The organism is Stenotrophomonas sp. CC22-02 (genome assembly GCF_004365115.1).
Classification (GTDB): domain Bacteria; phylum Pseudomonadota; class Gammaproteobacteria; order Xanthomonadales; family Xanthomonadaceae; genus Stenotrophomonas; species Stenotrophomonas forensis.
In genome coordinates this window covers 3,037,397-3,058,218 of sequence record NZ_SOCO01000001.1, presented here as the reverse complement: position 1 = coordinate 3,058,218, position 20,822 = coordinate 3,037,397, and the positions used below count along the sequence as shown (strand labels likewise).

16 protein-coding genes are annotated in these 20,822 nt (G+C 67.5%); 11 read left to right on the top strand and 5 right to left on the bottom strand.

Annotated features, from left to right (window positions below):
• Positions 1 to 6 precede the first annotated feature (6 nt).
• The 3 genes from N440_RS14010 to N440_RS14000 form a co-directional block, all read right to left on the bottom strand.
• The gene (locus N440_RS14010; protein ID WP_133935440.1) at positions 7 to 807 is read right to left on the bottom strand and encodes an MBL fold metallo-hydrolase; all 801 of its coding nucleotides are present in this window, start codon (positions 805 to 807) and stop codon (positions 7 to 9) included.
• A gap of 11 nt (positions 808 to 818) precedes the next feature.
• Positions 819 to 1,637 carry a S1/P1 nuclease gene (locus N440_RS14005; protein ID WP_133935439.1) on the bottom strand — a complete coding sequence of 273 codons (819 nt, stop codon included), beginning with the start codon at positions 1,635 to 1,637 and terminating at the stop codon, positions 819 to 821.
• Between the two features lie 236 nt (positions 1,638 to 1,873).
• Complete coding sequence (locus tag N440_RS14000; protein ID WP_006465709.1) at positions 1,874 to 2,503, bottom strand: OmpW family outer membrane protein; 630 nt, start codon at positions 2,501 to 2,503, stop codon at positions 1,874 to 1,876.
• Positions 2,504 to 2,694: 191 nt separating this feature from the next.
• Here N440_RS14000 and gap point away from each other — a divergent pair, with 191 nt between their 5' ends.
• From gap to N440_RS13960, 8 genes are all read left to right on the top strand, one after another.
• A complete protein-coding gene (gap, locus tag N440_RS13995) occupies positions 2,695 to 3,699 on the top strand; it encodes a type I glyceraldehyde-3-phosphate dehydrogenase (RefSeq protein ID WP_006465708.1) in 1,005 nt (334 codons plus the stop codon).
• Positions 3,700 to 3,824: 125 nt separating this feature from the next.
• Positions 3,825 to 6,494, top strand: a complete 2,670-nt coding sequence (locus N440_RS13990; RefSeq protein ID WP_133935438.1) for a DUF2339 domain-containing protein — start codon at positions 3,825 to 3,827, stop codon at positions 6,492 to 6,494.
• Positions 6,491 to 7,867: a DUF3999 domain-containing protein gene (locus N440_RS13985; protein ID WP_133935437.1), complete on the top strand. Its 1,377-nt coding sequence runs from the start codon at positions 6,491 to 6,493 to the stop codon at positions 7,865 to 7,867. The genes N440_RS13990 and N440_RS13985 overlap by 4 nt, the downstream gene beginning before the upstream one ends.
• A gap of 623 nt (positions 7,868 to 8,490) precedes the next feature.
• Entirely contained in the window at positions 8,491 to 9,666 is a 1,176-nt protein-coding gene (locus tag N440_RS13980; RefSeq protein WP_053450652.1) for a phosphoglycerate kinase, read from the top strand.
• Entirely contained in the window at positions 9,663 to 10,316 is a 654-nt protein-coding gene (locus N440_RS13975) for an HAD hydrolase-like protein (RefSeq protein ID WP_133935436.1), read from the top strand. The genes N440_RS13980 and N440_RS13975 overlap by 4 nt, the downstream gene beginning before the upstream one ends.
• A gap of 174 nt (positions 10,317 to 10,490) precedes the next feature.
• Positions 10,491 to 11,957 (top strand): pyruvate kinase, encoded by a 1,467-nt coding sequence (pyk, locus tag N440_RS13970; protein ID WP_008265283.1) that lies wholly within the window; start codon positions 10,491 to 10,493, stop codon positions 11,955 to 11,957.
• A gap of 198 nt (positions 11,958 to 12,155) precedes the next feature.
• Complete coding sequence (locus tag N440_RS13965; RefSeq protein WP_006465625.1) at positions 12,156 to 13,160, top strand: class I fructose-bisphosphate aldolase; 1,005 nt, start codon at positions 12,156 to 12,158, stop codon at positions 13,158 to 13,160.
• A 128-nt stretch (positions 13,161 to 13,288) separates the two neighbouring features.
• Positions 13,289 to 14,431, top strand: a complete 1,143-nt coding sequence (locus N440_RS13960; protein ID WP_133935435.1) for an ABC transporter substrate-binding protein — start codon at positions 13,289 to 13,291, stop codon at positions 14,429 to 14,431.
• A 92-nt stretch (positions 14,432 to 14,523) separates the two neighbouring features.
• Here the strand turns inward: N440_RS13960 and N440_RS13955 are convergent, their stop codons facing one another.
• Positions 14,524 to 15,123 (bottom strand): O-acetyl-ADP-ribose deacetylase, encoded by a 600-nt coding sequence (locus tag N440_RS13955; RefSeq protein ID WP_133935434.1) that lies wholly within the window; start codon positions 15,121 to 15,123, stop codon positions 14,524 to 14,526.
• A 211-nt stretch (positions 15,124 to 15,334) separates the two neighbouring features.
• Entirely contained in the window at positions 15,335 to 16,294 is a 960-nt protein-coding gene (gene cysK, locus N440_RS13950) for a cysteine synthase A (RefSeq protein ID WP_008266373.1), read from the bottom strand.
• 209 nt (positions 16,295 to 16,503) lie between these two features.
• Here cysK and N440_RS13945 point away from each other — a divergent pair, with 209 nt between their 5' ends.
• From N440_RS13945 to N440_RS13930, 3 genes are all read left to right on the top strand, one after another.
• Positions 16,504 to 17,487, top strand: a complete 984-nt coding sequence (locus N440_RS13945; protein ID WP_006465618.1) for a LysR family transcriptional regulator — start codon at positions 16,504 to 16,506, stop codon at positions 17,485 to 17,487.
• Positions 17,488 to 18,164: 677 nt separating this feature from the next.
• The gene (locus N440_RS13935; RefSeq protein ID WP_133935433.1) at positions 18,165 to 18,596 is read left to right on the top strand and encodes a DUF2946 family protein; all 432 of its coding nucleotides are present in this window, start codon (positions 18,165 to 18,167) and stop codon (positions 18,594 to 18,596) included.
• Between the two features lie 72 nt (positions 18,597 to 18,668).
• Positions 18,669 to 20,732 (top strand): TonB-dependent copper receptor, encoded by a 2,064-nt coding sequence (locus tag N440_RS13930; protein WP_133935432.1) that lies wholly within the window; start codon positions 18,669 to 18,671, stop codon positions 20,730 to 20,732.
• The last annotated feature ends 90 nt before the right edge of the window (positions 20,733 to 20,822 follow it).

Here is a 20,822-nt window from a genome sequence, read left to right as displayed (position 1 = left end):
CGTCGATCAGGCCCCGCCCTGGATGTTGGCCTTCACGGCCGGCTGCATCAGCTTGGGTTCTTCCAGCGTGGCATCGCGGGCCTGGCGCACGCTGACGAACTCCGCCTCGGCCACACCATCGTGCACGTGGATGTTGTGCGCGCGCTGTTCGCCGATGGTGGTTTCGTTGGCGAAATCACGGCCGCCCGGGCCATAGTCGTGGCAGACGAACACGCGGGTGGCATCGGGTAGCGCCAGCAGGCGCTGGATCGAGCGGTACAGCTGCGCGGCATCACCGCCCGGGAAATCGCAGCGGGCGGTGCCGCCGTCGGGCATGAACAGCGAGTCGCCGGTGAACAGCGCATCGCCGATCAGATAGGCGATGCTGTCGCTGGTGTGGCCGGGCACGGCGATCACCTGGCCGCGCAGTTCGCCAAGCGCAAAGGTTTCGCCATCGCTGAACAGGTGGTCGAAGATTTCATCGGCCGCCGGCAGCTGCAGGCCATAGCGCGGTGCGAAGGTGGCCTGCACCGCGCGGATGCCTTCGCCGATCGCCAGCGTGGCCTGCGGGAAGTGCTGCTTGAGCCGGCGCCCGGCCGACACATGGTCGGCGTGGGCGTGCGTTTCCAGCAGCCAGCGCAGCTGCAGGCCCTGCTGTTGGAGGGCCTGCAAGGCAGCGTGCAACGGCGATTCGCTGCTGGCGTCAGTATCCGGGTCGTAGTCCAGCACCGGGTCGATCAGCGCTGCCTCGCCGCTGGCCGGGTCGCTGACCAGGTAGCTGAAGGTGTTGCTGTCACGGTGGAAGAACGACTGCACCTGGACTGACATTGGAACGCTCCTCAGCGCGTGCCGAGCACGCGGTTCAGCAACTGCGCCAGGTTTTCACCGGCCAGTCGCAGCTGCGCTTCGGCCAGCGGCCGATAGCGCTCGGTGTATTCATCTCCGATCTTACGTGAGGCCGGATAAACGCCAGCCTGCATGGAGATGCGGCAGCTGGCCTCGGCCCACGTCTGCGGGTCGCGCTGCGGGTTGGACTGGCGCGCCAGCTTCGGCGCGCGCTGGCTCTGCAGCAGTGGCAGATAGCCGGCGTCGTCCAGCTTGCGGGTATTGAGCATGCCGCTGTCCCACAGCGAGTGCAGGTTGGTACCACGGTTGCCGAACTGCAGCTGGAAATCGTTGCCGCCCTTGTCGTGGGCATAGCCGGCATGCATCGGCTGGTGGATGTCGCCGACCAGGTGCACGACGAACTTCAGTGCCTGCAGGCGCTCGCCGTCGGTCAGGCTGCGGTCGCCGAGGATGGCGCTCTGTGCCTTCAGCGCCTCGACGATGCAGTTGCCGTTCTTGCAGTGCTTCGGGGCTTCGTAGTGGCAGTTGTCTTCGGCGATGTTGACGTAGTGCCAGCCGGCCGAGCGACGGCCGAGGCCCGGGTCCTTGGCGCGCAGCTGGTCGGCCCAGGGCGCGACGCTGGCCAGGGTGGCGCCCGGTTCGGTGGCCAGCAGGCGATCCACTTCGGCGCGGGCGGCAGGGGTGAGTCGGGCGTCTGCGACTTCGGCGACAAGGCGGTGGCCTTGCGCGCCCCAGGCATGGGCGGGGGCGGAGACGGACAGCAGGGCCGGCGCCAGGGCGGCGGCAAGGAAGAAGGAGTGCAGGGCTTTCATGCGCACATTCTAGCGGGGGGAGGTGGATTGAAGAGCGGCGCGTTCCTGTTCCGAAGTGGGAGTACAGCGGGAGGGGTTTACGGCGTGTCCCGGCTCCGCTCCCCGCCTTGCCCCAGCTCCGGAGCCGCTTCAGTCCCAGCAACAAAAAAGCCCCGGCGATCACCGGGGCAACATGCTGCGAGGGTTTTGCGTGTAGCGGGGGAGCGGGGGCGAAGCCCCCGCGCTCAACACACCGCTTAGAACTTGAAGACGTAGGACGCGCCGTAGACCAGCGGATCGATGTTGACCGTGCCGATCTTCTCGCCGTTCAACTTCACCTTGCTGTCGATGTCGATCCAGCGCATGTCCACGCGCAGGGCGCCCTTCTCGCCGATCGCGAAGTCCACGCCCGCATGCGCGGCCAGGCCCCACGAATCCTGCAGCTTCAGGCGGCTGTCCTTCAGCGCACCGGTGGTGTCTTCGCTGAAGAAGGTGGTGTAGTTCACGCCCGCACCGATGAACGGCGACACCTTGCCCTTGCTGTTGAAGTGGTACTGCAGGGTCACCACCGGCGGCAGCTGCTTGGTGCTGCCGACGCGGCCGAGGCCGTTGATGTTGATGTCGTGCTTGAACGGCAGCGCGGCCAGCACTTCGATGCCCAGGTTGTCGGCGATGAAGTACTCACCGGTGATGGTCGGCTTGACGTCGTTGTCGACGTCGACCTTCAGCGTGCCGCCGGCCAGCCAGCCGTTGTTCGACTTCGGCGCCACCTGGTGCACGCCGGCCGAAACGGTCCAGTCGCCCTTGGACTGGGCCATGGCGGGGGCGGCGGCGAGGGACAGGGCGGCGGCCAGGCCGGCCAGGATCAGGGGGGAGGTCTTGCGCATGGGGGGATCTCGTTGCTGGGTGGATGGGCCCAGTGTCGGCCTCACGCCGCGCTAACGCTTTGATCCGGATCAAATCCTGTCCGCCGGCCCTGTCCCGGGGGCGTTGGCCCACGGTGGCCAGCCCCGGTTTGCTAGACTTGTGGGCCCTATCCATCCCGCCGCACCTGTCGCGGCCGCAGGAGCTTGAGAACATGGCAATCAAGGTTGGTATCAACGGTTTCGGTCGCATCGGGCGCAACGTCCTGCGCTCGGCGGTGCTGAACTTCGGCGACGACATCGAAATCGTGGCCATCAACGATCTGCTGGAGCCGGACTATCTGGCGTACATGCTCAAGTACGACTCCGTGCACGGCCGCTTCAAGGCCGAGGTGTCGGTGCAGGGCAACGACCTGCTGGTCAACGGCAAGAAGATCCGCCTGACCCAGGAACGCGACCCGGCCAACCTGAAGTGGGACGAAGTCGGCGCCGACGTGGTGCTGGAAGCCACCGGCCTGTTCCTGACCAAGGAAACCGCGCAGAAGCACATCGATGCGGGTGCCAAGAAGGTGATCATGTCGGCCCCGTCGAAGGACGACACGCCGATGTTCGTGTACGGCGTAAACGACAAGACCTACGCCGGCCAGGCGATCATTTCCAACGCCTCGTGCACCACCAACTGCCTGGCCCCGCTGGCCAAGGTCATCAACGACAAGTGGGGCATCAAGCGCGGCCTGATGACCACCGTGCATGCGGCCACCGCCACCCAGAAGACCGTCGATGGCCCGTCCAACAAGGACTGGCGCGGCGGCCGTGGCATCCTGGAAAACATCATTCCGTCGTCCACCGGTGCGGCCAAGGCCGTCGGCGTGGTCATCCCGGAACTGAACAAGAAGCTGACCGGCATGAGCTTCCGCGTGCCGACCTCGGACGTGTCGGTGGTCGACCTGACCGTCGAATTGGAAAAGGAAGCCACCTACGCCGAGATCTGCGCTGAAGTGAAGGCACAGAGCGAAGGCCCGCTGAAGGGCATCCTGGGCTACACCGAAGACAAGGTGGTGGCCACCGATTTCCGCGGCGAAACCTGCACCTCGGTGTTCGACGCCGATGCCGGCATCGCCCTGGACGGCACCTTCGTCAAGCTGGTGACCTGGTACGACAACGAGTGGGGCTACTCGAACAAGTGCCTGGAAATGGCCAAGGTCATCGCCGCCAAGTAAGGCCGGTGTAGATCGAAGACGGACCCCGGCCTGGCCGGGGTTCGTCGTTTATGGGGCCAGCCCTGTCGTAGCATGGGGCGGTCGACCGCTGCCGCTGGGGCGCGGGATCGCAATGGAAGCACGCAATGGAAGCACTGATAGCCCTGGTCGTACTGGTCCTGCTGGCCATCCCGCTGCTGCTGGTAGTGGCACTGGTGATGATTGCCGGCCTGCGCCGTCGTGTCGCCGCGCTGGAAAGCGCGATGGCCGCCACGCCTGCTGCTGCCAGGCCGGCCGTCGCCACGCCCGCGCCTGAACGGCCGGTGGTCACGCCCGCGGCCAGTGCCGATCCACCGTTCCTGCGGCCGGTCGCTGCGGCTGCACCGCAACCCCCACAACCGCCGGTGCGAGAGGCTGCGCCCATCGAGGCGCCTGTCCCCCGTCCTGCTGCGCCGCCGCCGGTACCGCCGGTGCCGGTGCAGCCGCCGTTGCCGCCGGAACCTGCGCTGCCGAATTTCATCGAGCGCGGCATCGGTGCGGTCAAACGCTGGTTCACCGAAGGCAACGTACCGGTCAAGATCGGCATGCTGGTGCTGCTGGCCGGTGTCGCCGCACTGCTGAAGTACGTCAGCGACCAGGGCTGGTTGGTGCTGCCGATCGAGCTGCGCCTGGCCGGCGTCACCGTCGGCGCGTTGGGCCTGCTGGCGTTCGGCTGGCACCAGCGCGAGCGCCGGCGGATGTTCGCGCTGGCCCTGCAGGGCGGCGCCATCGGCGTGCTGCTGCTGACCATCTTCGCGGCGTTCAAGCGCTTCGAGCTGATTCCGCCGGGCTTCGCCTTCGCCAGCTCGATCGCGCTGGTGGCCGGGCTGTGCGTGCTGGCGGTGGTACAGAATTCGCGCACGCTGGCGGTGCTGGGCATCCTCGCCGGCTTCATGGCGCCGCTATGGCTGTCCACTGGCAGTGGCAACCACGTGGGCCTGTTCAGCTACTACGCGGTGCTCAACGCGGGCATCTTCGCCATTGCCTGGTTCCGCCCGTGGCGCGCGCTGAACCTGCTGGGCTTCGCCTTCACGTTCGGCATCGGTACGTTCTGGGGCGTGCTGCAGTACGCGCCGGACAAGTTCAGCAGCACCGAACCGTTCCTGCTGCTGTTCTTCGCGTTCTACCTGCTGATCCCGCTGCTGTACGCGCGTCGCCAGCCGGCCGGGCGGCGTGACCTGGTCGATGGCAGCCTGGTGTTCGGCACGCCGCTGGTCGCATTCTCGCTGCAGGCGGGCATGTTGCACGAGCAGCCGATGACGCTGGCGCTGTGCGCGCTGGGCCTGGCCGCGATCTATGCGGTGCTGGCGTGGGCGCTGATCAGGCGGGCGTCGTACACCGTGCTGGCGCAGTCGCATGCGGTGCTGGCAGTGGGCTTTGCCACGCTGGCGGTGCCGCTGGCGCTGTCGGCGCGCGCCACCGGCGCGGTATTCGCGCTGGAAGGTGCGGGCCTGGCATGGCTGGGGCTGCGCCAGAAGCGATGGTTGCCACAGGTGTCCGGTGCGCTGTTGCAGATCGGCGCTGCATTCGCCTTCGTGGCCGGCGGCGATCATTGGCACGAGGACCTGCGCTTCCTGATCAATCCCACCGCCATCGGCGCGTTGCTGCTGGCCGTGGCCGGCTTTGCGTCGGCCTGGAGCTACCAGCGCCGGTCGCGCCACGAGATCGCGCTGGTCTACTACCTGTGGGGCCTGTTGTGGTGGCTGGGTGGCCTGGTGCATGAGATCACCCGCTTCTTCCCGTACCGCACCGAAGTGGATGCGCTGCTGGTGCTGGTGGCGGTCACGGCATGGCTGGCCGCCGAAGCACAGCGCCGCCAGCCGGCCCGTGCGCTGGGCGTGACGGCACTGGCGATGCTGGCGTTGGGCTTCCCGCTGGCCCTGTTGCAGAGCGATGCCCACCACCAGCCGTTCGCCGGCTATGGCGCGCTGGCCTGGGCGTTGTTCGCGGTGCTGGGCGTGCGCACGTTGCTGTGCCTGCGCCAGGGTGGCAACACCGTGGCACGCATCGCGCAGTTCCTGTGGTGGCTGCTGTGGCCATCGCTGCTCTCGCTGCTGGCCCTGTGGGGCGGTGGCGAAGCGGGTCTGGCACAGGGCTGGACGACCCTGCTGGTCACGCTGCCGTGGCTGCTGATGGCAGCGCTGTCGTTGTGGCGCTGGAACATGCTGCGCTGGCCGCTGGGCGAAGCGTTCGACCGCGTACGCACGCCGCTGCAATGCGTGCTGTTCGGCCTGCTCTCGATCGGCTGGCTGCTGGGCCAGCTGTTGCCGGGCGACGCTGCCCCGCTGCTGTGGCTGCCGGTGCTGAATCCGGCCGAGCTTGCGCAGTGGCTGAGCCTGCTGCTGCTGGCGCGATGGCTGTACAGCGATCAGGCGCCGCAGGCACTGCTGAACATCCGCATGCCGTTGCTGTCACTGGCCATCTTCGTTGCGCTGACCAGCGTGGTGCTGCATGGCGTGCATCAGTGGGGCGGCCTGTCGTGGGACGCGTCGATGATGCGCTTCAGCCTGGCGCAGACCAGCCTGACCGTGTTGTGGAGCGTGCTCGGCGTGATCGCCTGGGTCTGGGGTTCGCGCCGCGGCCAGCGCGTGTTGTGGATGGTGGGCGCCGTGCTGATGGGGGTGGTGCTGGCCAAGCTGGTCATCGTCGATCGCCAGCACCTGGGCAACCTGCTGGGCATCGCATCGTTCATCGCCTACGGCCTGCTGTGCACGGTCGTGGGCTATCTGGCACCGGCTCCGCCGAGCGCGGCGCCGTCCGTGGAGGAAAAACAATGAGGAAGTGGAGCAGGGCGCTGCTGCCGGTGATGTTCGGCATGCTGGCTGCCGTCGTGGCGCAGGCTGCCGATTACCGCAGCCAGTACGCCGAACAGTGGCCGCTGACGCTGTCCAGCGCACAGTCCGGTGCATACAGGGTGGTCCTGGAACCGGCGATCTATCGCCGTGCCGGCGCTGCCGACCTGGGCGATCTGCAGGTGTTCAATGCGGCGGGGCAATCGTTGCCCTCGGCGCTGCTGGCGCCGGATCAGCCGCTGGCACAGCCGCCGGTGCAGCGGGAGCTGCCGTGGTTCGCACTGCCGCCGTTGGCCGAAGCACAGCGCAACGATCTGCAGCTGCTGACCGAACGCGATACCGATGGCCGCGTACGCCGGGTCGAGGCGCGCGTCGGGGGCGGTGCGGTGACGAACGGGCAGGGCGGTTGGCTGATCGACGCCAGCGTGCTCGGCCAGCAGCCGGTGGCGGCGCTGGTGCTGGACTGGGCCGATAGTGGCCAGCCCTTGCAGGCGCAGGTGCAGCTGGATGCCAGCGATGATCTGCAGCACTGGCGTGCGGTCGGGCGCGACATTCCGCTGGTGGACCTGCAGCGCGCCGGCAAGCGCCTGCTGCAGCGCCGCCTGCAGGTGGACGGTGAGGCACGCTACCTGCGCGTGCTCGCACAGGGCGATGCACGCCTGCCGACCCTGCACAGCGTGCTGGCTGAACTGCCGCCTGCCCCGGCCACGCTGCCGTGGGAATGGCTGTCGCTGGAGCCGGTCTCGAAGGGCAAGGGCGAATACACCTTCGAACTGGACGGGCGCTTCCCGGTCGCGCGTGCGGACGTGGCCAGCGCCGACAACAGCCTGGTGCAGTGGACGTTGTTCAGCCGCGACGATGAAAGCGCGGAGTGGCAGCGTCGCAGTGCGCCGTGGATCGCTTACCAGCTGCAGCAGGGCACGCAGGGCCAACGCCAGCAGTCGGCGGCCCAGTCGCTGGGGGGCGTGCATCGCGACCGCTACTGGAAGCTGGTCGCGAATCCTGCCGAAACAGCTACCGCGCCTACGCTGCGCCTGGGCTACCAGCCGGAGGTGCTGGTGTTCCTGAGCCAGGGCGCGGCGCCGTATGCCCTGGCCGTCGGCAGTTCGACCGCGCGCCGGATGGAGGCGCCGATCGGTGTGCTGATCGAGGAACTGCGTCAGCGCAATGATCCGTCATGGCAGCCGACGCTGGCGCGGCTGGAGGGCAGCCCGGAGCCGCTGGCCGGTGATGCGGCACTGAAGCCGCAGCACGATTGGAAATCGTGGTTGCTGTGGGCGTTGCTGGGGCTGGGTGTGTTGGTGGTGGGTGGGCTGGCGGTCAGCCTGCTTCGGCAGAAGCCAGCGCCTTCGGCGTAGTTGCCGGCGAACGGCGCAGCCCCTCGTGGGTGGCCGTAGCGTCGGTAGAGTCGAGCTTGCTCGACTGCAAAGCTGCGCTTGGCCGGGCGGGTGGGCTGGGCAGGGGACGCCGTGAACCCGTCCCTGGGGGCTTAGCCGCGCCATCCATGGCGCGGATACCCCTTCCCAGCCCACCCGCCCGGCCTCTGACAGTTTCCGGGTGCGTCCACCCACGGAAGAGAAAAAAGAAGAGCAAAAGCAAAAGCAGCTTGGCTGCGCGCTCCTTGTAGAGCCGAGCCCATGCTCGGCTCTCCATTTTTTTCCCGACACCAGAAATCGTTCCTGCTTCTGCCTTTGCCATCCGCTCTGCCTCATGAACCTGTCGAGGCCGGGGCGGTGTGGGCTGGCAGGGGTGTCAGCCGCATGGATGCGGCTGCCAAGCCCCCAGGGACGGGTTTACGGCGTCCCCTGCCAGCCCACACCGCCCCGGCCCACCCACAGCGTTACAAGGCGCCAGCGCTCTGGCTGTTGCTGTTGCCCTGCGCCTCTGCCTGCCGCAGGCATCGGCCCTCCCACCACCCGCACCCGATACAATGGCCGTCTGCCGTACACCGGCACCCCGTCCCCGAGCCAAAGAGTTGCCCATGTCCATCGTCCGCATGACCGACCTCGACCTCTCCGGCAAGCGCGTGCTGATCCGCCAGGATCTGAACGTGCCGATCGAGAATGGCCGCATCACCTCCGAACAGCGCATCACCGCTTCGCTGCCGACGCTCAAGCGCGCGCTGGAGCAGGGCGCGGCGGTGATGGTCACCTCGCACCTGGGGCGCCCGAAGGAAGGCGTGTGGAGCGAGGCCGATTCGCTGGCGCCGGTCGCCGCACGCCTGTCCGAGCTGCTCGGCCGCGAAGTGCCGCTGGTGCGCGACTGGGTCGATGGTGTCGACGTGCAGCCGGGCCAGCTGGTGCTGCTGGAAAACTGCCGTATGAACGTGGGCGAGGGCAAGGATGACGAGGCCCTGTCGAAGAAGTACGCCGCGCTGTGCGACGTGTTCGTGATGGATGCGTTCGGCACCGCGCACCGCGCCCAAGCCTCGACCCATGGCGTGATCCGCTTCGCTCCGGTCGCCGCCGGTGGCCCGTTGCTGATGGCCGAACTGGACGCGCTGGCAAAGGCGCTGGATGCTCCGGCCAAGCCGCTGCTGGCGATCGTCGCCGGCAGCAAGGTCAGCACCAAGCTGGAACTGCTGGCCAACCTGGTCGGCAAGGTCGATCAGCTGATCGTCGGTGGTGGCATCGCCAACACCTTCATCGCCGCCGCCGGCTACAACGTCGGCAAGTCGCTGTACGAACCGGACCTGCTGGACACCGCGAAGAAGATCGTGGCCGATGCCAAGGCGCGTGGCGCCGACATTCCGCTGCCGGTCGACGTGGTCACCGCCAAGCAGTTCCTGCCCGATGCCGTGGCTGAAGTGAAGGCGGTCGACGCCGTGGCCGAGGACGATCTGATCCTGGATATCGGCCCGCAGACCGCGGCGCAGTACGCGCAGCTGATCGAAAAGGCCGGCACCGTGGTCTGGAACGGCCCGGTCGGTGTGTTCGAGTTCGAGGCCTTCAGCAAGGGCACCGAAGCGCTGGCCCGCGCCATCGCCAGCTCGAAGGCGTTCTCCATCGCCGGCGGTGGTGACACCCTGGCCGCCGTCGACAAGTTCGATATCGCTGGCGATGTCAGCTACATCTCCACCGGCGGTGGTGCCTTCCTGGAGTTCCTGGAAGGCAAGACGCTGCCGGCGGTTGCCGCACTCGACGCGCGCGGCGCATGAGCGTCGACCCGCGCAAGGATGTCCTGTTCTTCGACCTGGACGGCACGCTGATCGATTCGCAGGTGGGTATCACCGCCTGCATCGCCTACGCGCTGCAGAAGATGGACCATCCGGTACCGCCGCAGGAGACACTGCTGGGCTGGATCGGTCCGTCGCTGCGCACCACCTTCGCGCCGTTGTTCGTTGAACCGGCGCGGGTGGAACAGGCGGTGGGCTACTACCGTGAGCGCTTCGACGCCGAGGGCTGGCGCGAGCACACGGTGTACCCGCAGGTGGAAGACACCCTGCGCACGCTGCATGGTCGCGGCCACCGCCTGGCGGTGGTCACCGCCAAGAACGAACCGCATGCGCGCCGCATCCTTGCCCACCTGCCGTTCGGCGGGCTGTTCGAGGAGATCATCGGTTCGACCCTGGACGGCTCGCGCAGCCACAAGCCGGAACTGGTCGGCGAGGCGCTGCGCCGGCTGCAGGTGCAGCCCGCACAGTGCTGGATGATCGGCGACCGCCGCATGGACATCGAAGGCGCGCGTCACCACGGCCTGCGCAGTGTCGGTGTACTGTGGGGCTTCGGCGGCGAAGCGGAACTCACCGACGCCGGCGCCGGCCAGTTGGCCCATGAGCCGGCACAGCTGGAAACCCTGCTGGCCTAGCTCCCTGTAGAGCCGGGCACGGGCTCGGCTCTACAGAACGCCCTGCGCCAGCGTATGTCCGGACCATGTCCGTTCCATGACCCGCGAAGTCAGGCAGCACAAGGCTGTAACCGTATACATGCGGCGTGAAGGATGTGCTAATTTCCGTTCTTTATCGGGAGAGGCCCCTTCACCATGTTCGAGCGTCAGCGTCGCACCAAGATCCTTGCCACCCTCGGCCCGGCCACTGATCCGCCGGGCGTGCTGGAGGATCTGTTCCGCGCCGGCGTCAACGTGGTGCGCCTCAACTTCAGCCACGGCGATCCGTCCGGCCAGGCCAAGCGTGCCGCCGAAGTGCGCGCCGCTGCGGCCCGCGTCGGCGTGGAAGTGGGCATCCTGGCCGATCTGCCGGGCCCGAAGATCCGCATCGAACGCTTCGCCGAAGGCAAGGTGCAGCTGAAGGCGGGCGACCGCTTCGACCTGATCGCCAGCGAGAACGCCGGCCCCGGCAGTGCCAGCCAGGTCGGCGTCAGCTACCTGGGCCTGCCGCAGGACGTGGGTCCGGGCGACGTGCTGCTGCTCGATGATGGCCTGATGCAGTTGCAGGTGGTGGAGGTGCAGGGCGAGCGCATCATCAACACCGTGCTCAACGATGGCGCGCTGTCCGACCGCAAGGGCCTGAACAAGCAGGGCGGCGGGCTGTCGCTGGGTGCGCTGACCGAGCGCGACAAGGAACTGATCGGCATCGTTGCCAAGATCGGCGTGGACTTCATCGCCGTGTCGTTCTGCCGCAATGCGCAGGACATGAATGATGCACGTGAGATTGCCGAATCGCACGGCTGCTATGCCGCGCTGGTCTCCAAGATCGAGCGCACCGAAGCCATCGAGAACCTGGAAGAGATCGTCGAAGCCAGCGACGTGGTGATGGTGGCGCGTGGCGATCTGGGCGTGGAGATCGGCGACGCCGAACTGCCCGGCCTGCAGAAGAAGATCATCAAGGCCTCGCTGGCGCAGAACAAGGTGGTGATCACCGCCACGCAGATGCTGCAGTCGATGGTGGAAAGCCCGATCCCGACCCGCGCCGAAGTGCTGGACGTGGCCAACTCGGTCATCGACGGTACCGATGCGGTGATGCTCTCGGCCGAAACCGCCGCCGGTGCCTATCCGGTCAAGGCCGTGGAAGCGATGGCACGCATCTGCCTGGGCGCCGAGCGCCAATTCCAGACCGAGACCGACTTCAACGCCTCGCCGCGCAACCTGGAGCGTGCCGACCAGGCCATCGCCATGGCCACCATGTTCCTGTCGCAGCACGTGGGCGTGCGCGCGATCGTGGCGATGACCGAATCCGGCGGTACCGCACGCTACCTGTCGCGTTTCCGCGCCAAGGCGCCGGTGTTCGCGGTCACCCGCCACGACGGTGCCCGTCGCCAGATGGCGCTGATGCGCGATGTCTATCCGATCAATTTCGACAGCCGCGGCCTGACCCCGCGCGAAGCCGCACGCGGCAGCATCCGCCTGCTGGTGGAATCGGAACTGCTGCAGGCCGGTGACCGCGTGGTGTTCACCAGTGGCGAGCACATGGAAACCCTGGGTGCGACCAACACCCTGCGCCTGCTGGAAGTGGGCGAAGACGGCCGCGCCAGCGGCCTGGGCGATCTGTAAGAGACGCACCGCATCGGGCCGGAACCCTGCGCGGGTCCGGCCCCCGGGGCCGGACGTCAACGTGGCTCTGGCCCGGTCGTGGCAGGTCAACGCCTGTCCTGCGCGGACATTGGAATCGTTTCCAGCCTGGCCTGCACGTCGGGGCAACCAGTGGCGGGGCTATACTTACGTTTTTCCCGCACCCGCCACAGGAAGTACATGAGCATCGAACAGCTGGCTGAAACCGCCCAGGCCATGGTTGCCCCGGGCAAGGGCATCATCGCGATCGACGAATCCACCGCTACCATCGCCAAGCGTTTCGCTGGTGTCGGTATCGAGAACACCGAGGAGAACCGTCGCGCCTACCGCGAACTGCTGCTGACCACGCCGAAGCTCAACGAGCACATTTCCGGCGCCATCCTGTACGACGAAACCATCCGCCAGTCGACCAAGGACGGCGTGCCGTTCGCCAAGTACATGGCCGACCACGGCATGATTCCGGGCATCAAGGTGGACAAGGGTGCGCACCCGCTGGCCGGCTGCCCGGGCGAGCTGGTGACCGAAGGCCTGGACGGCCTGCGCGAGCGCCTGCAGGAGTACTACAAGCTGGGTGCGCGCTTCGCCAAGTGGCGTGCGGTCATCAACATCGGTGAGAGCATCCCGTCGGGCACCTGCATCGAGTCCAACGCCCACGCGCTGGCCCGTTATGCCGCCCTGTGCCAGGAATGCGGCCTGGTGCCGATGGTCGAGCCGGAAGTGATCATGGACGGCGACCACGACATCGAGACCTGCTACGAAGTCACTGAAGCCACCCTGCGTTCGCTGTTCGATGCGCTGTACCAGCAGAACGTGCTGCTGGAAGGCACCATCCTGAAGGCATCGATGGTCATCTCGGGCAAGGGCTGCGACGAGCAGGCCGACGTCGAGGAAGTGGCCGAGTCGACCGTGATGTGCCTGAAGAGCACCGTGCCGGCGATCCTGCCGGGCGTGGTGTTCCTGTCCGGTGGCCAGAGCGACGAGCAGTCCACCGAGCACCTGAACGCGATGAACCAGCTGGGCAACCTGCCGTGGCCGCTGAGCTTCTCCTACGGCCGCGCCATGCAGCAGGCTGCACTGAAGCTGTGGGCCAAGGACATGAAGGGCAACTACGCCGCTGCCCAGAAGACCGTGTACGAGCGCGCCAAGGACAACGGCCTGGCCGCGCTGGGCAAGTGGAACGGCTGATCGGTTCCATCGCTGGATGAAAAGGCAGCGCCGGCATCACGCCGGCGTTTGCTTTTGCGGGTATCTTTTCCGCCCCCGCGTACCCGGCCGGTGCGTGGGCATTACATGGAAGGCCAAGGAGAAACAACATGCGTCTGGCAGCACTTACACTGACCGTTGCCGCGGTCCTGGTCGCCGGCGGTTGCAACCGCATCGGTGCGGGCATGGATGCGGGCAAGGCCGCACCGCTCGAATTCGACAAGCCGGTGTCCGGCGAGATCACCACGCGCAGCGGCATCAATTTCAACGACGGCAGCCATCACCAGCTTTACCAGATCAAGCTGGACGACAAGGACCTGGTCGGCCTGAAGCTGACCGGCAGGCTCAGCGGTTCGATCGCCGTGTTCAACAACGGCAGCCTGGTATCCACCAGCACTACCGTCTACGAGCGCGAAGGCGACGTCTCGCTGGCATTCCGCGCCAACGGTGGCGGCACCTACCAGGTGGCGGTCAATGCCGATGGCCCGTCCGCTTTCGGTCCGTACCGCCTGCGTGCCGAGAAGCTGAAGCCGTATGACGGCAAGCCGCTGGTGGGTAGTGGCGAAATCGTCGACATGCTGGATGGCGACGCGCAGGACTACACCCTGCAGGTGGAGAAGGAAGGCCTGTACGAGATCCGGCTGGTGTCGGATGTCTTCGATCCGGTGCTGAAGGTGTCCGGCCAGGGCGTGGATGCCGAGAACGACGATGGCGGCGACAGCACCAACTCGCGCCTGAGCCTGTCGCTGAAGCCGGGCAAGTACACCCTGAGCGCGCGCGGCCTTGGTGATGGCGTCAATGGCATGTTTACCCTGTCGGCCACCCGCATCGAACTGCCGGGCAATCTGGTCGAGCGCGATGGCACGCCACTGCCGACCTCGGGCAGCGCGTACACCATGCTCGACAACGAAGGTCGCCGCCGCTTCCTGCTGACCCTGGACCGTGCGGCCGACGTGCGCCTGGATGCGATCTCCAGCCAGGTCGACACCGTGCTGCGCGTGGTTGGCGCCAATGTCGAACTGTCCGACGACGATGGTGGCAATGGCACCAACGCGCGTCTGCAGGAAACGCTGCCGGCCGGCCACTACACCGTTGACGTGACCAGCCTGAACAACGGTGCCGGCCTGGTGGAAGTGCGCGTGCAGGTGGATGGCGCAAGCGCCGAGGGCGCCGCTGCCTCGGCGGCACGTGCCGCTGCCGACGCGGCGGCCGTCGCCGACGATGACGCTGCAGTGGAAGCGGCGAGCCGCTGAGGCAGATCCAACCCCTGTGTGGATGACATCGACGATGCAACGGAAAAGGCCGGGCAATGCCCGGCCTTTTCCTTTCCGCGGAATAGTGCGGCTCAATGTGCGGCAGCGAAGCCTGTATCGCCCAGCGGCGGCAGCAGCGGGCTGCGCGACTCGTTCTCCATGCTCTGCCCGGCTGCCGCCAGTGCCTGCTGGTAGGCCTTGGCCGTGGCGGTGTTGAACGCAACCAGCACGATGCGCATCGGCTGTGCATGGCTGCGCTGCCACGCCAGCGTTTCGGTCACCGCAATCTGCGCGGCCTGGTACAGCGGATAGCCGTACACGCCGCAGCTGATTGCCGGGAACGCGATCGACTGCACGCCCAGGGATTCCGCCAGCTGCAACGACTTCCAGTAGCAGTTGGCCAGCAGCGCCGGTTCGTCACGCTGGCCGTCGTGCCAGACCGGTCCCACCGTGTGCAGCACATGCCGCGCCGGCAATGCGTGGGCGCCGGTGGCGCGCACTTCGCCGGTCGGGCAACGCACGCCCGGGCGAAGCTCCGGCAACTGTTCGCATTCGGCCAGCAGTGCCGGGCCGGCGGCGCGATGGATCGCACCGTCGACACCGCCGCCACCGAGCAATGTTTCATTGGCCGCGTTGACGATCGCATCCACCGCCAGGGTCGTGATGTCGCCCTGCCAAACTTCGATCTTCATGCGTCCGTCTCCTGCCTGTGAGGTGATCCGCGCAGCATCTGCGCCGGCTGTTCCCACGGTAGGGGACAGGGCATCGATACTGCGTCATGACCGTCTCACGCGCTGCGATCCGACGGCCTTCACGCACGATGGCGGGCGGCGCCTTCATGCAGGCTGAAGCAGGTGGGGTTTGTGACGGGCGGCAGCGCCGGGCCATGCCCGGCGTTATGCGTCACGGCAGCCCGGCCAGCCAGTCGTCGTCAGACCCTTCGTTCACATCGGCAAACAGCGGCGTGGAGAAGTAGCGTTCACCGGTGTCCGGCAGCATGGCCAGGATCACCGAGCCCGGTTCGGCACGCGCGGCCACATCCAGCGCGCTGGCCACGGTGGCGCCGGCAGAGATACCGACGAAGATGCCTTCCTCGGCGGCCAGGCGGCGCGCGGTGGCGATGGCGCGGTCATCTTCGACCGACACCAGTTCATCCACCACATCGCGGTTGAGCACGTCGGGCACGAAGTCCGGCGTCCAGCCCTGGATCTTGTGCGGCTTCCAGTCATCGCCCTTGAGCAGAGCGGCGCCGGCCGGTTCGGTGGCGATGATGCGGGTCTGCGGGCGCGCGACCTTCAGCACTTCGCCCACACCGGTGAGCGTGCCACCAGTGCCCCAGCCGCTGACGAAGTAGTCCAGCCGCTTGCCGGCGAAGTCGCGCAGGATCTCGGCGGCGGTGGTGTTGCGGTGATACGCCGGGTTGGCCGGATTGGCGAACTGGCTGGCGAGGAACCAGCCATGCTCTTCGGCCAGTTCGCGCGCCCTGCGCACCATGCCGCTGCCACGTTCGGCGGCCGGGGTCAGGATCACCTTGGCGCCATAGGCGCGCATCAGCTTGCGGCGCTCCACCGAGAAGGTCTCGACCATGGTGGCCACGAACTTGTAGCCGCGCGCGGCGGCGACCATCGCCAGCGCCACCCCGGTGTTGCCGGAGGTCGCTTCCACGATCGTGTCGCCGGGCTTGAGCAGGCCACGTGCTTCGGCATCGAGGATGATCGCCAGCGCCAGGCGGTCCTTCACCGAGCCGCCCGGGTTGAACGACTCGACCTTGGCGTAGAGGCTGACCTGCGGTGGCGCCAGGCGCTGCAGCTTGACGATGGGGGTGTTGCCGACGGTATCGAGGATGGAGTCGTACAGGGCCATGGAAGCGCTCCGGAAACGGGGCCACGCCGGGCTTCGGCGGGCGAAGGGGGAGGGCTGGCTGTTCAGGCCAGCGGCTGCCGGCTGACCGTAGCGCCGGCATATGACGCCCGGAAATGACCAGATGCCTTTCTTAAACAACCTTTGGTTATAAGCTGGTGACGGCAATAGACCCTAGAGTGGACCTCCGCCCCCTTGCGCCCCCGCCTCCCATGACGCTGACCCAGCTGCGCTATCTGGTTGCCATCGCCGACGCCGAGCTGAACATCACGCTGGCCGCCTCGCGCGTGCACGCCACCCAGCCGGGCCTGTCCAAGCAGCTCAAGCAGCTGGAGGACGAGCTCGGCTTCCTGTTGTTCGTGCGCAAGGGGCGCAGCCTGGAATCGGTCACCCCGGCCGGGACCGAGGTCATCGCCCGCGCCCGCGCGGTGCTGGCCGAGGCCAACAACATCCGCACCTATGCCGCCAACCAGCGCCGCGAGAGCCAGGGCCAGCTGATCCTGACCACCACGCACACCCAGGCACGCTTCGTGCTGCCGCCGGCGGTGGCGGCGATCAAGCAGGCGTATCCGCAGGTCAGCGTGCATCTGCAGCAGGCCGGTGAAGCCGACGCGCTGGACCGCTTGAACCAGGGTGACGCCGATATCGCCATCATCAGCACGGCCGGTGGTGAACCGACCGATGGCATCGCCGTGCCGTTGTTCCGCTGGCGGCGTCTGGTGGTGGTGCCCAAGGGCCACCCGCTGGATCGTGCCGGCCGCGCGCCGGACCTGGCGGCGCTGGCCCGGCAACCGCTGATCAGCTACGAATCCTCGACGCGGCCGAATTCCTCGCTGCAGCGAGCCTTTGCTGCCCACGGCCTGGTGCCGGACCTGGCGCTGACCGCGCTGGATGCCGATCTGATCAAGACCTACGTGCGTACCGGGCTGGGTGTGGGCCTGTTGGCCGAGATGGCGGTCAGTTCCAATGATGAAGACCTGCGCTCGTGGCCGGCCCCGGCGCCGATCACCGAGTGCATCGCGTGGGCGGTGCTGCCGCGCGACCGCGTGCTGCGCGATTACGCGCTGGAGCTGGTGCATGTGCTGGCCCCGCAGATCGATCCGCGCGACCTGCGTCGGGTGCTGGATGGCAACCAGGCTGCGGCGTGGCCGGTTCCCCCGACCTGGGAGTCACTGACCCAGACCATCACGGTCTGAGGGGTGGGTTTTCGGCAGGGCTTGCAGCCCTGCACCCGCAGAATCAACGGCAACGGCAACGGCAACGGCAACGGCAAAAGCTTGCATTCCGTGGGATGGCGGGGCGGTGTCGGAGTGCGGGGACGCCGTAAACCCATCCATGGGGGCTTGGCAGCCGCTTGCTCGTGCGCGCGTTCCTGCGCACACGGCAAGACCGGGGTTGGGCGTCCTGCCCAACCCGCCCGAGGCATGCCTCGGGCCCATGCGGCTGACACCCCGCACTCCGACACCGCCCCACCTCTGACAGATTTCTACGACTGTCGGTGGGTGTCGACCTTGGTCGACACGGTGGATCCACGCCATGCGTGGATGCTTTTTGATTCCAATTCGAAATATTCGATTCCGATGGAGATTCATCCACGCATGGCGTGGATCTACTGCAGATCGCGGGAAACTGTCGAAGGCGGGGTGGGTCCGGTTGCGGGGGCGTGAGCCGCATGGATGCGGCGACCGAGCCTACATGGACGTATTTACGGCGTCCCCCGCAACCGGACCCACCCCGCCATCCCACGGATTGCGCGCTTTTGACGTTGACGTTGACGTTGATTCTGCGGGTGCAGGGCGCAGCCCTGCCGATACCCCCCTCCTGCGACGGTTCGTCGCACGGGCATCCCTGGACCCGGCTCTACACTAGCGGGGTGACCCGCCTGTCCCGCCCGCAGCGCCTTCTGCTCCAGCTCGCCGTCCTGGCGACGCTGCTGATGGTGCTTGCGCCACTGGTCAGCCGCGCGCTGCAGGCACCGCCGATGGATCATGCGGCAATGGCGGGCATGGACCACGCCGCCATGGGCCATGGCATGCAGGACATGGCCATGCCCGGGCACGATCACCACAGCGCAGCGCCGGCAACGCCCAGCCGCCCGGCCGACCCGCACGCCATGCATGGCGAAGCCTGCGAATACTGCGTGCTGGCCATGCGCCTGCTGCCGTGGCTGGCGGTGCTGGTGCTGCTGTTGCCGCTGCTGTGGCGGCCGCGGCTGGTGTTCCCGTGGTCGCAACGCGTGCTGCCCGCCGCGCGCTGGCCTGCGCATGCCGCGCGTGGCCCGCCGCGCCTCTCCATCGTCCGCTGATGTCCCTATCGAATCTGCCGCACGACGCCTGACCGGGCGCCGTGCGCGCGTGCGTACCCTGGAGCTGTTCCGATGAAAATGACTTCCCGCCCAGCGGGCGCCTGTGCGCGCCTGCCGGTTGCCCTTGGCCTGGCCGTGGCCGCGTCACTGGCCCACGCCGCGCCCGCCGACGAGGCGCGCACCCTCGACACGATGGTGGTGACCGCCGCCGCACCGTCTTCACCCCTGCACTGGGTGACCGATCCGCGCCTGCCGCGGCAGCCGGTACCGGCCAGCGACGGTGCCGATTACCTCAAGACCGTTCCCGGCTTCTCGGCCATCCGCAACGGTGGCACCAACGGCGACCCGGTGCTGCGCGGCATGTTCGGTTCGCGCCTGAACATCCTCAGCAACGACGGCAACCTGATCGGTGCCTGCCCGTCGCGCATGGACAATCCGCTGTCCTACATCTCGCCCGAAAGCTTCGACCGGCTGACCATCATCAAGGGGCCGCAGAGCGTGCGCTGGGGCGCCGGTGCCTCGGCTGGCACCGTGCGTTTCGAACGCGATACGCCGCGCTTCGAGGAACCGGGCCTGCGCGCCGACGCCAGTGCACTGGTCGGTTCGCGCAACCGCAACGACCAGGTGCTGGACCTGACCCTGGGCAACCCGACCGGTTACGTGCGCGCCAGTGGCAACCGTTCCGAAGCCGATGATTACAAGGATGGCCACGGTGATGTGGTGCCGTCGAAGTGGCGCAAGTGGAACGGCGACGTGGCCATCGGCTGGACGCCGGATGCCGACACGCTGCTGGAGATCTCCGCCGGTGCCGGTGATGCGATCGCGCGCTACGCCGGGCGTGGCATGGACGGCGCTGCCTTCGAACGCACCAGCTACGCCGCGCGCTTCGAGAAACGCAACCTGCCCGGCGCCTGGGACACGGTGCAGGCCAACGTGTACTACAACGAGGCCGACCACGTGATGGACAACTACACGCTGCGCACGCCGAATCCGCACAGCATGATGCCGATGCCGATGGCCTCCAATGTGGACCGCCGCACCCAGGGCGGCCGGCTCAGTTCCGAATGGCGCTGGCAGGACGTGCAGCTGGTGGCCGGTGTGGATGGTGAGGACAGCCGCCATCGCGGTCGCATGGGCACGGGCCGCGGCACCTACCGCCAGGCCGCCTGGGAGACCGATGCCAACTTCCGTCGCTATGGCGCGTTTACCGAGCTGACCCTGGGCGCCGGCACCGATCAGCGCTGGATCAGTGGCCTGCGCATCGATCGCGCCAGCGTGCGTGACGAGCGGCAGTCGATCCGCGGGATGATGGGGAACATGCCCAATCCGACCGCGGGCCAGCGTCGCAAGGAATGGCTGGGCAGCGGCTTCCTGCGCTACGAACAGGATCTGGCCGATGGCCTGACCTGGTATGCCGGCCTCGGTCGCAGTGAGCGCATGCCCGACTACTGGGAGCTGTTCTCGCCCGACCATGGCCCGGCTGGCGCGCTGAACGCGTTTGCCGGCATCCAGCCCGAGCGCACCACCCAGCTCGACGTCGGCCTGCAGTACAAGGGGCCGCGCGTGCAGGCGTGGGTCTCTGCCTATGCCGGGCAGATCCAGGACTACATCCTGTTCACCTACCACGGCAGCGGCATGATGGGCATGAGCCAGGCCAGCAACGTCGACGCACGCATTGCCGGCGCCGAGGCGGGGCTGGAAGTGAGCGTGGCCGAACAGTGGAAACTGGGGGGCACGCTGGCCTACGCCTGGGGCGAGAACCGCGACCAGCAGCGTCCGCTGCCGCAGATGCCGCCTCTGGAAGCGCGCCTGAGTGCGAACTGGGAAGGCCAGCGCTGGAGTGCCGGTGCGCTGCTGCGCGCGGTGACCCACCAGCACCGTGTCGCAGATGGCCAGGGCAATGTCGTCGCCCAGGACCTCGGACCGAGCGCCGGCTTCGCAACCTTCGCGCTCAATGCCGCCTACCGTTTCAGTTCGCAGCTGCAGCTCAGCGCGGGCGTCGACAATCTGTTCGACCGGGCCTACAGCGAGCACCTGAACCTGGCCGGCAGCGCCGACTTCGGCTTCCCGGCCGACCCGGTGCGCATCAACGAGCCGGGCCGCAGCGTGTGGATGAAGGTGAATTACCGGTATTGATCCCTTCGTGGCATCGGTAGCGCCGGGCAATCCCCGGCGCTGCAGGCGCGGCTGGATACACCCCGACACATGCCGACACTGCCCGCGGCA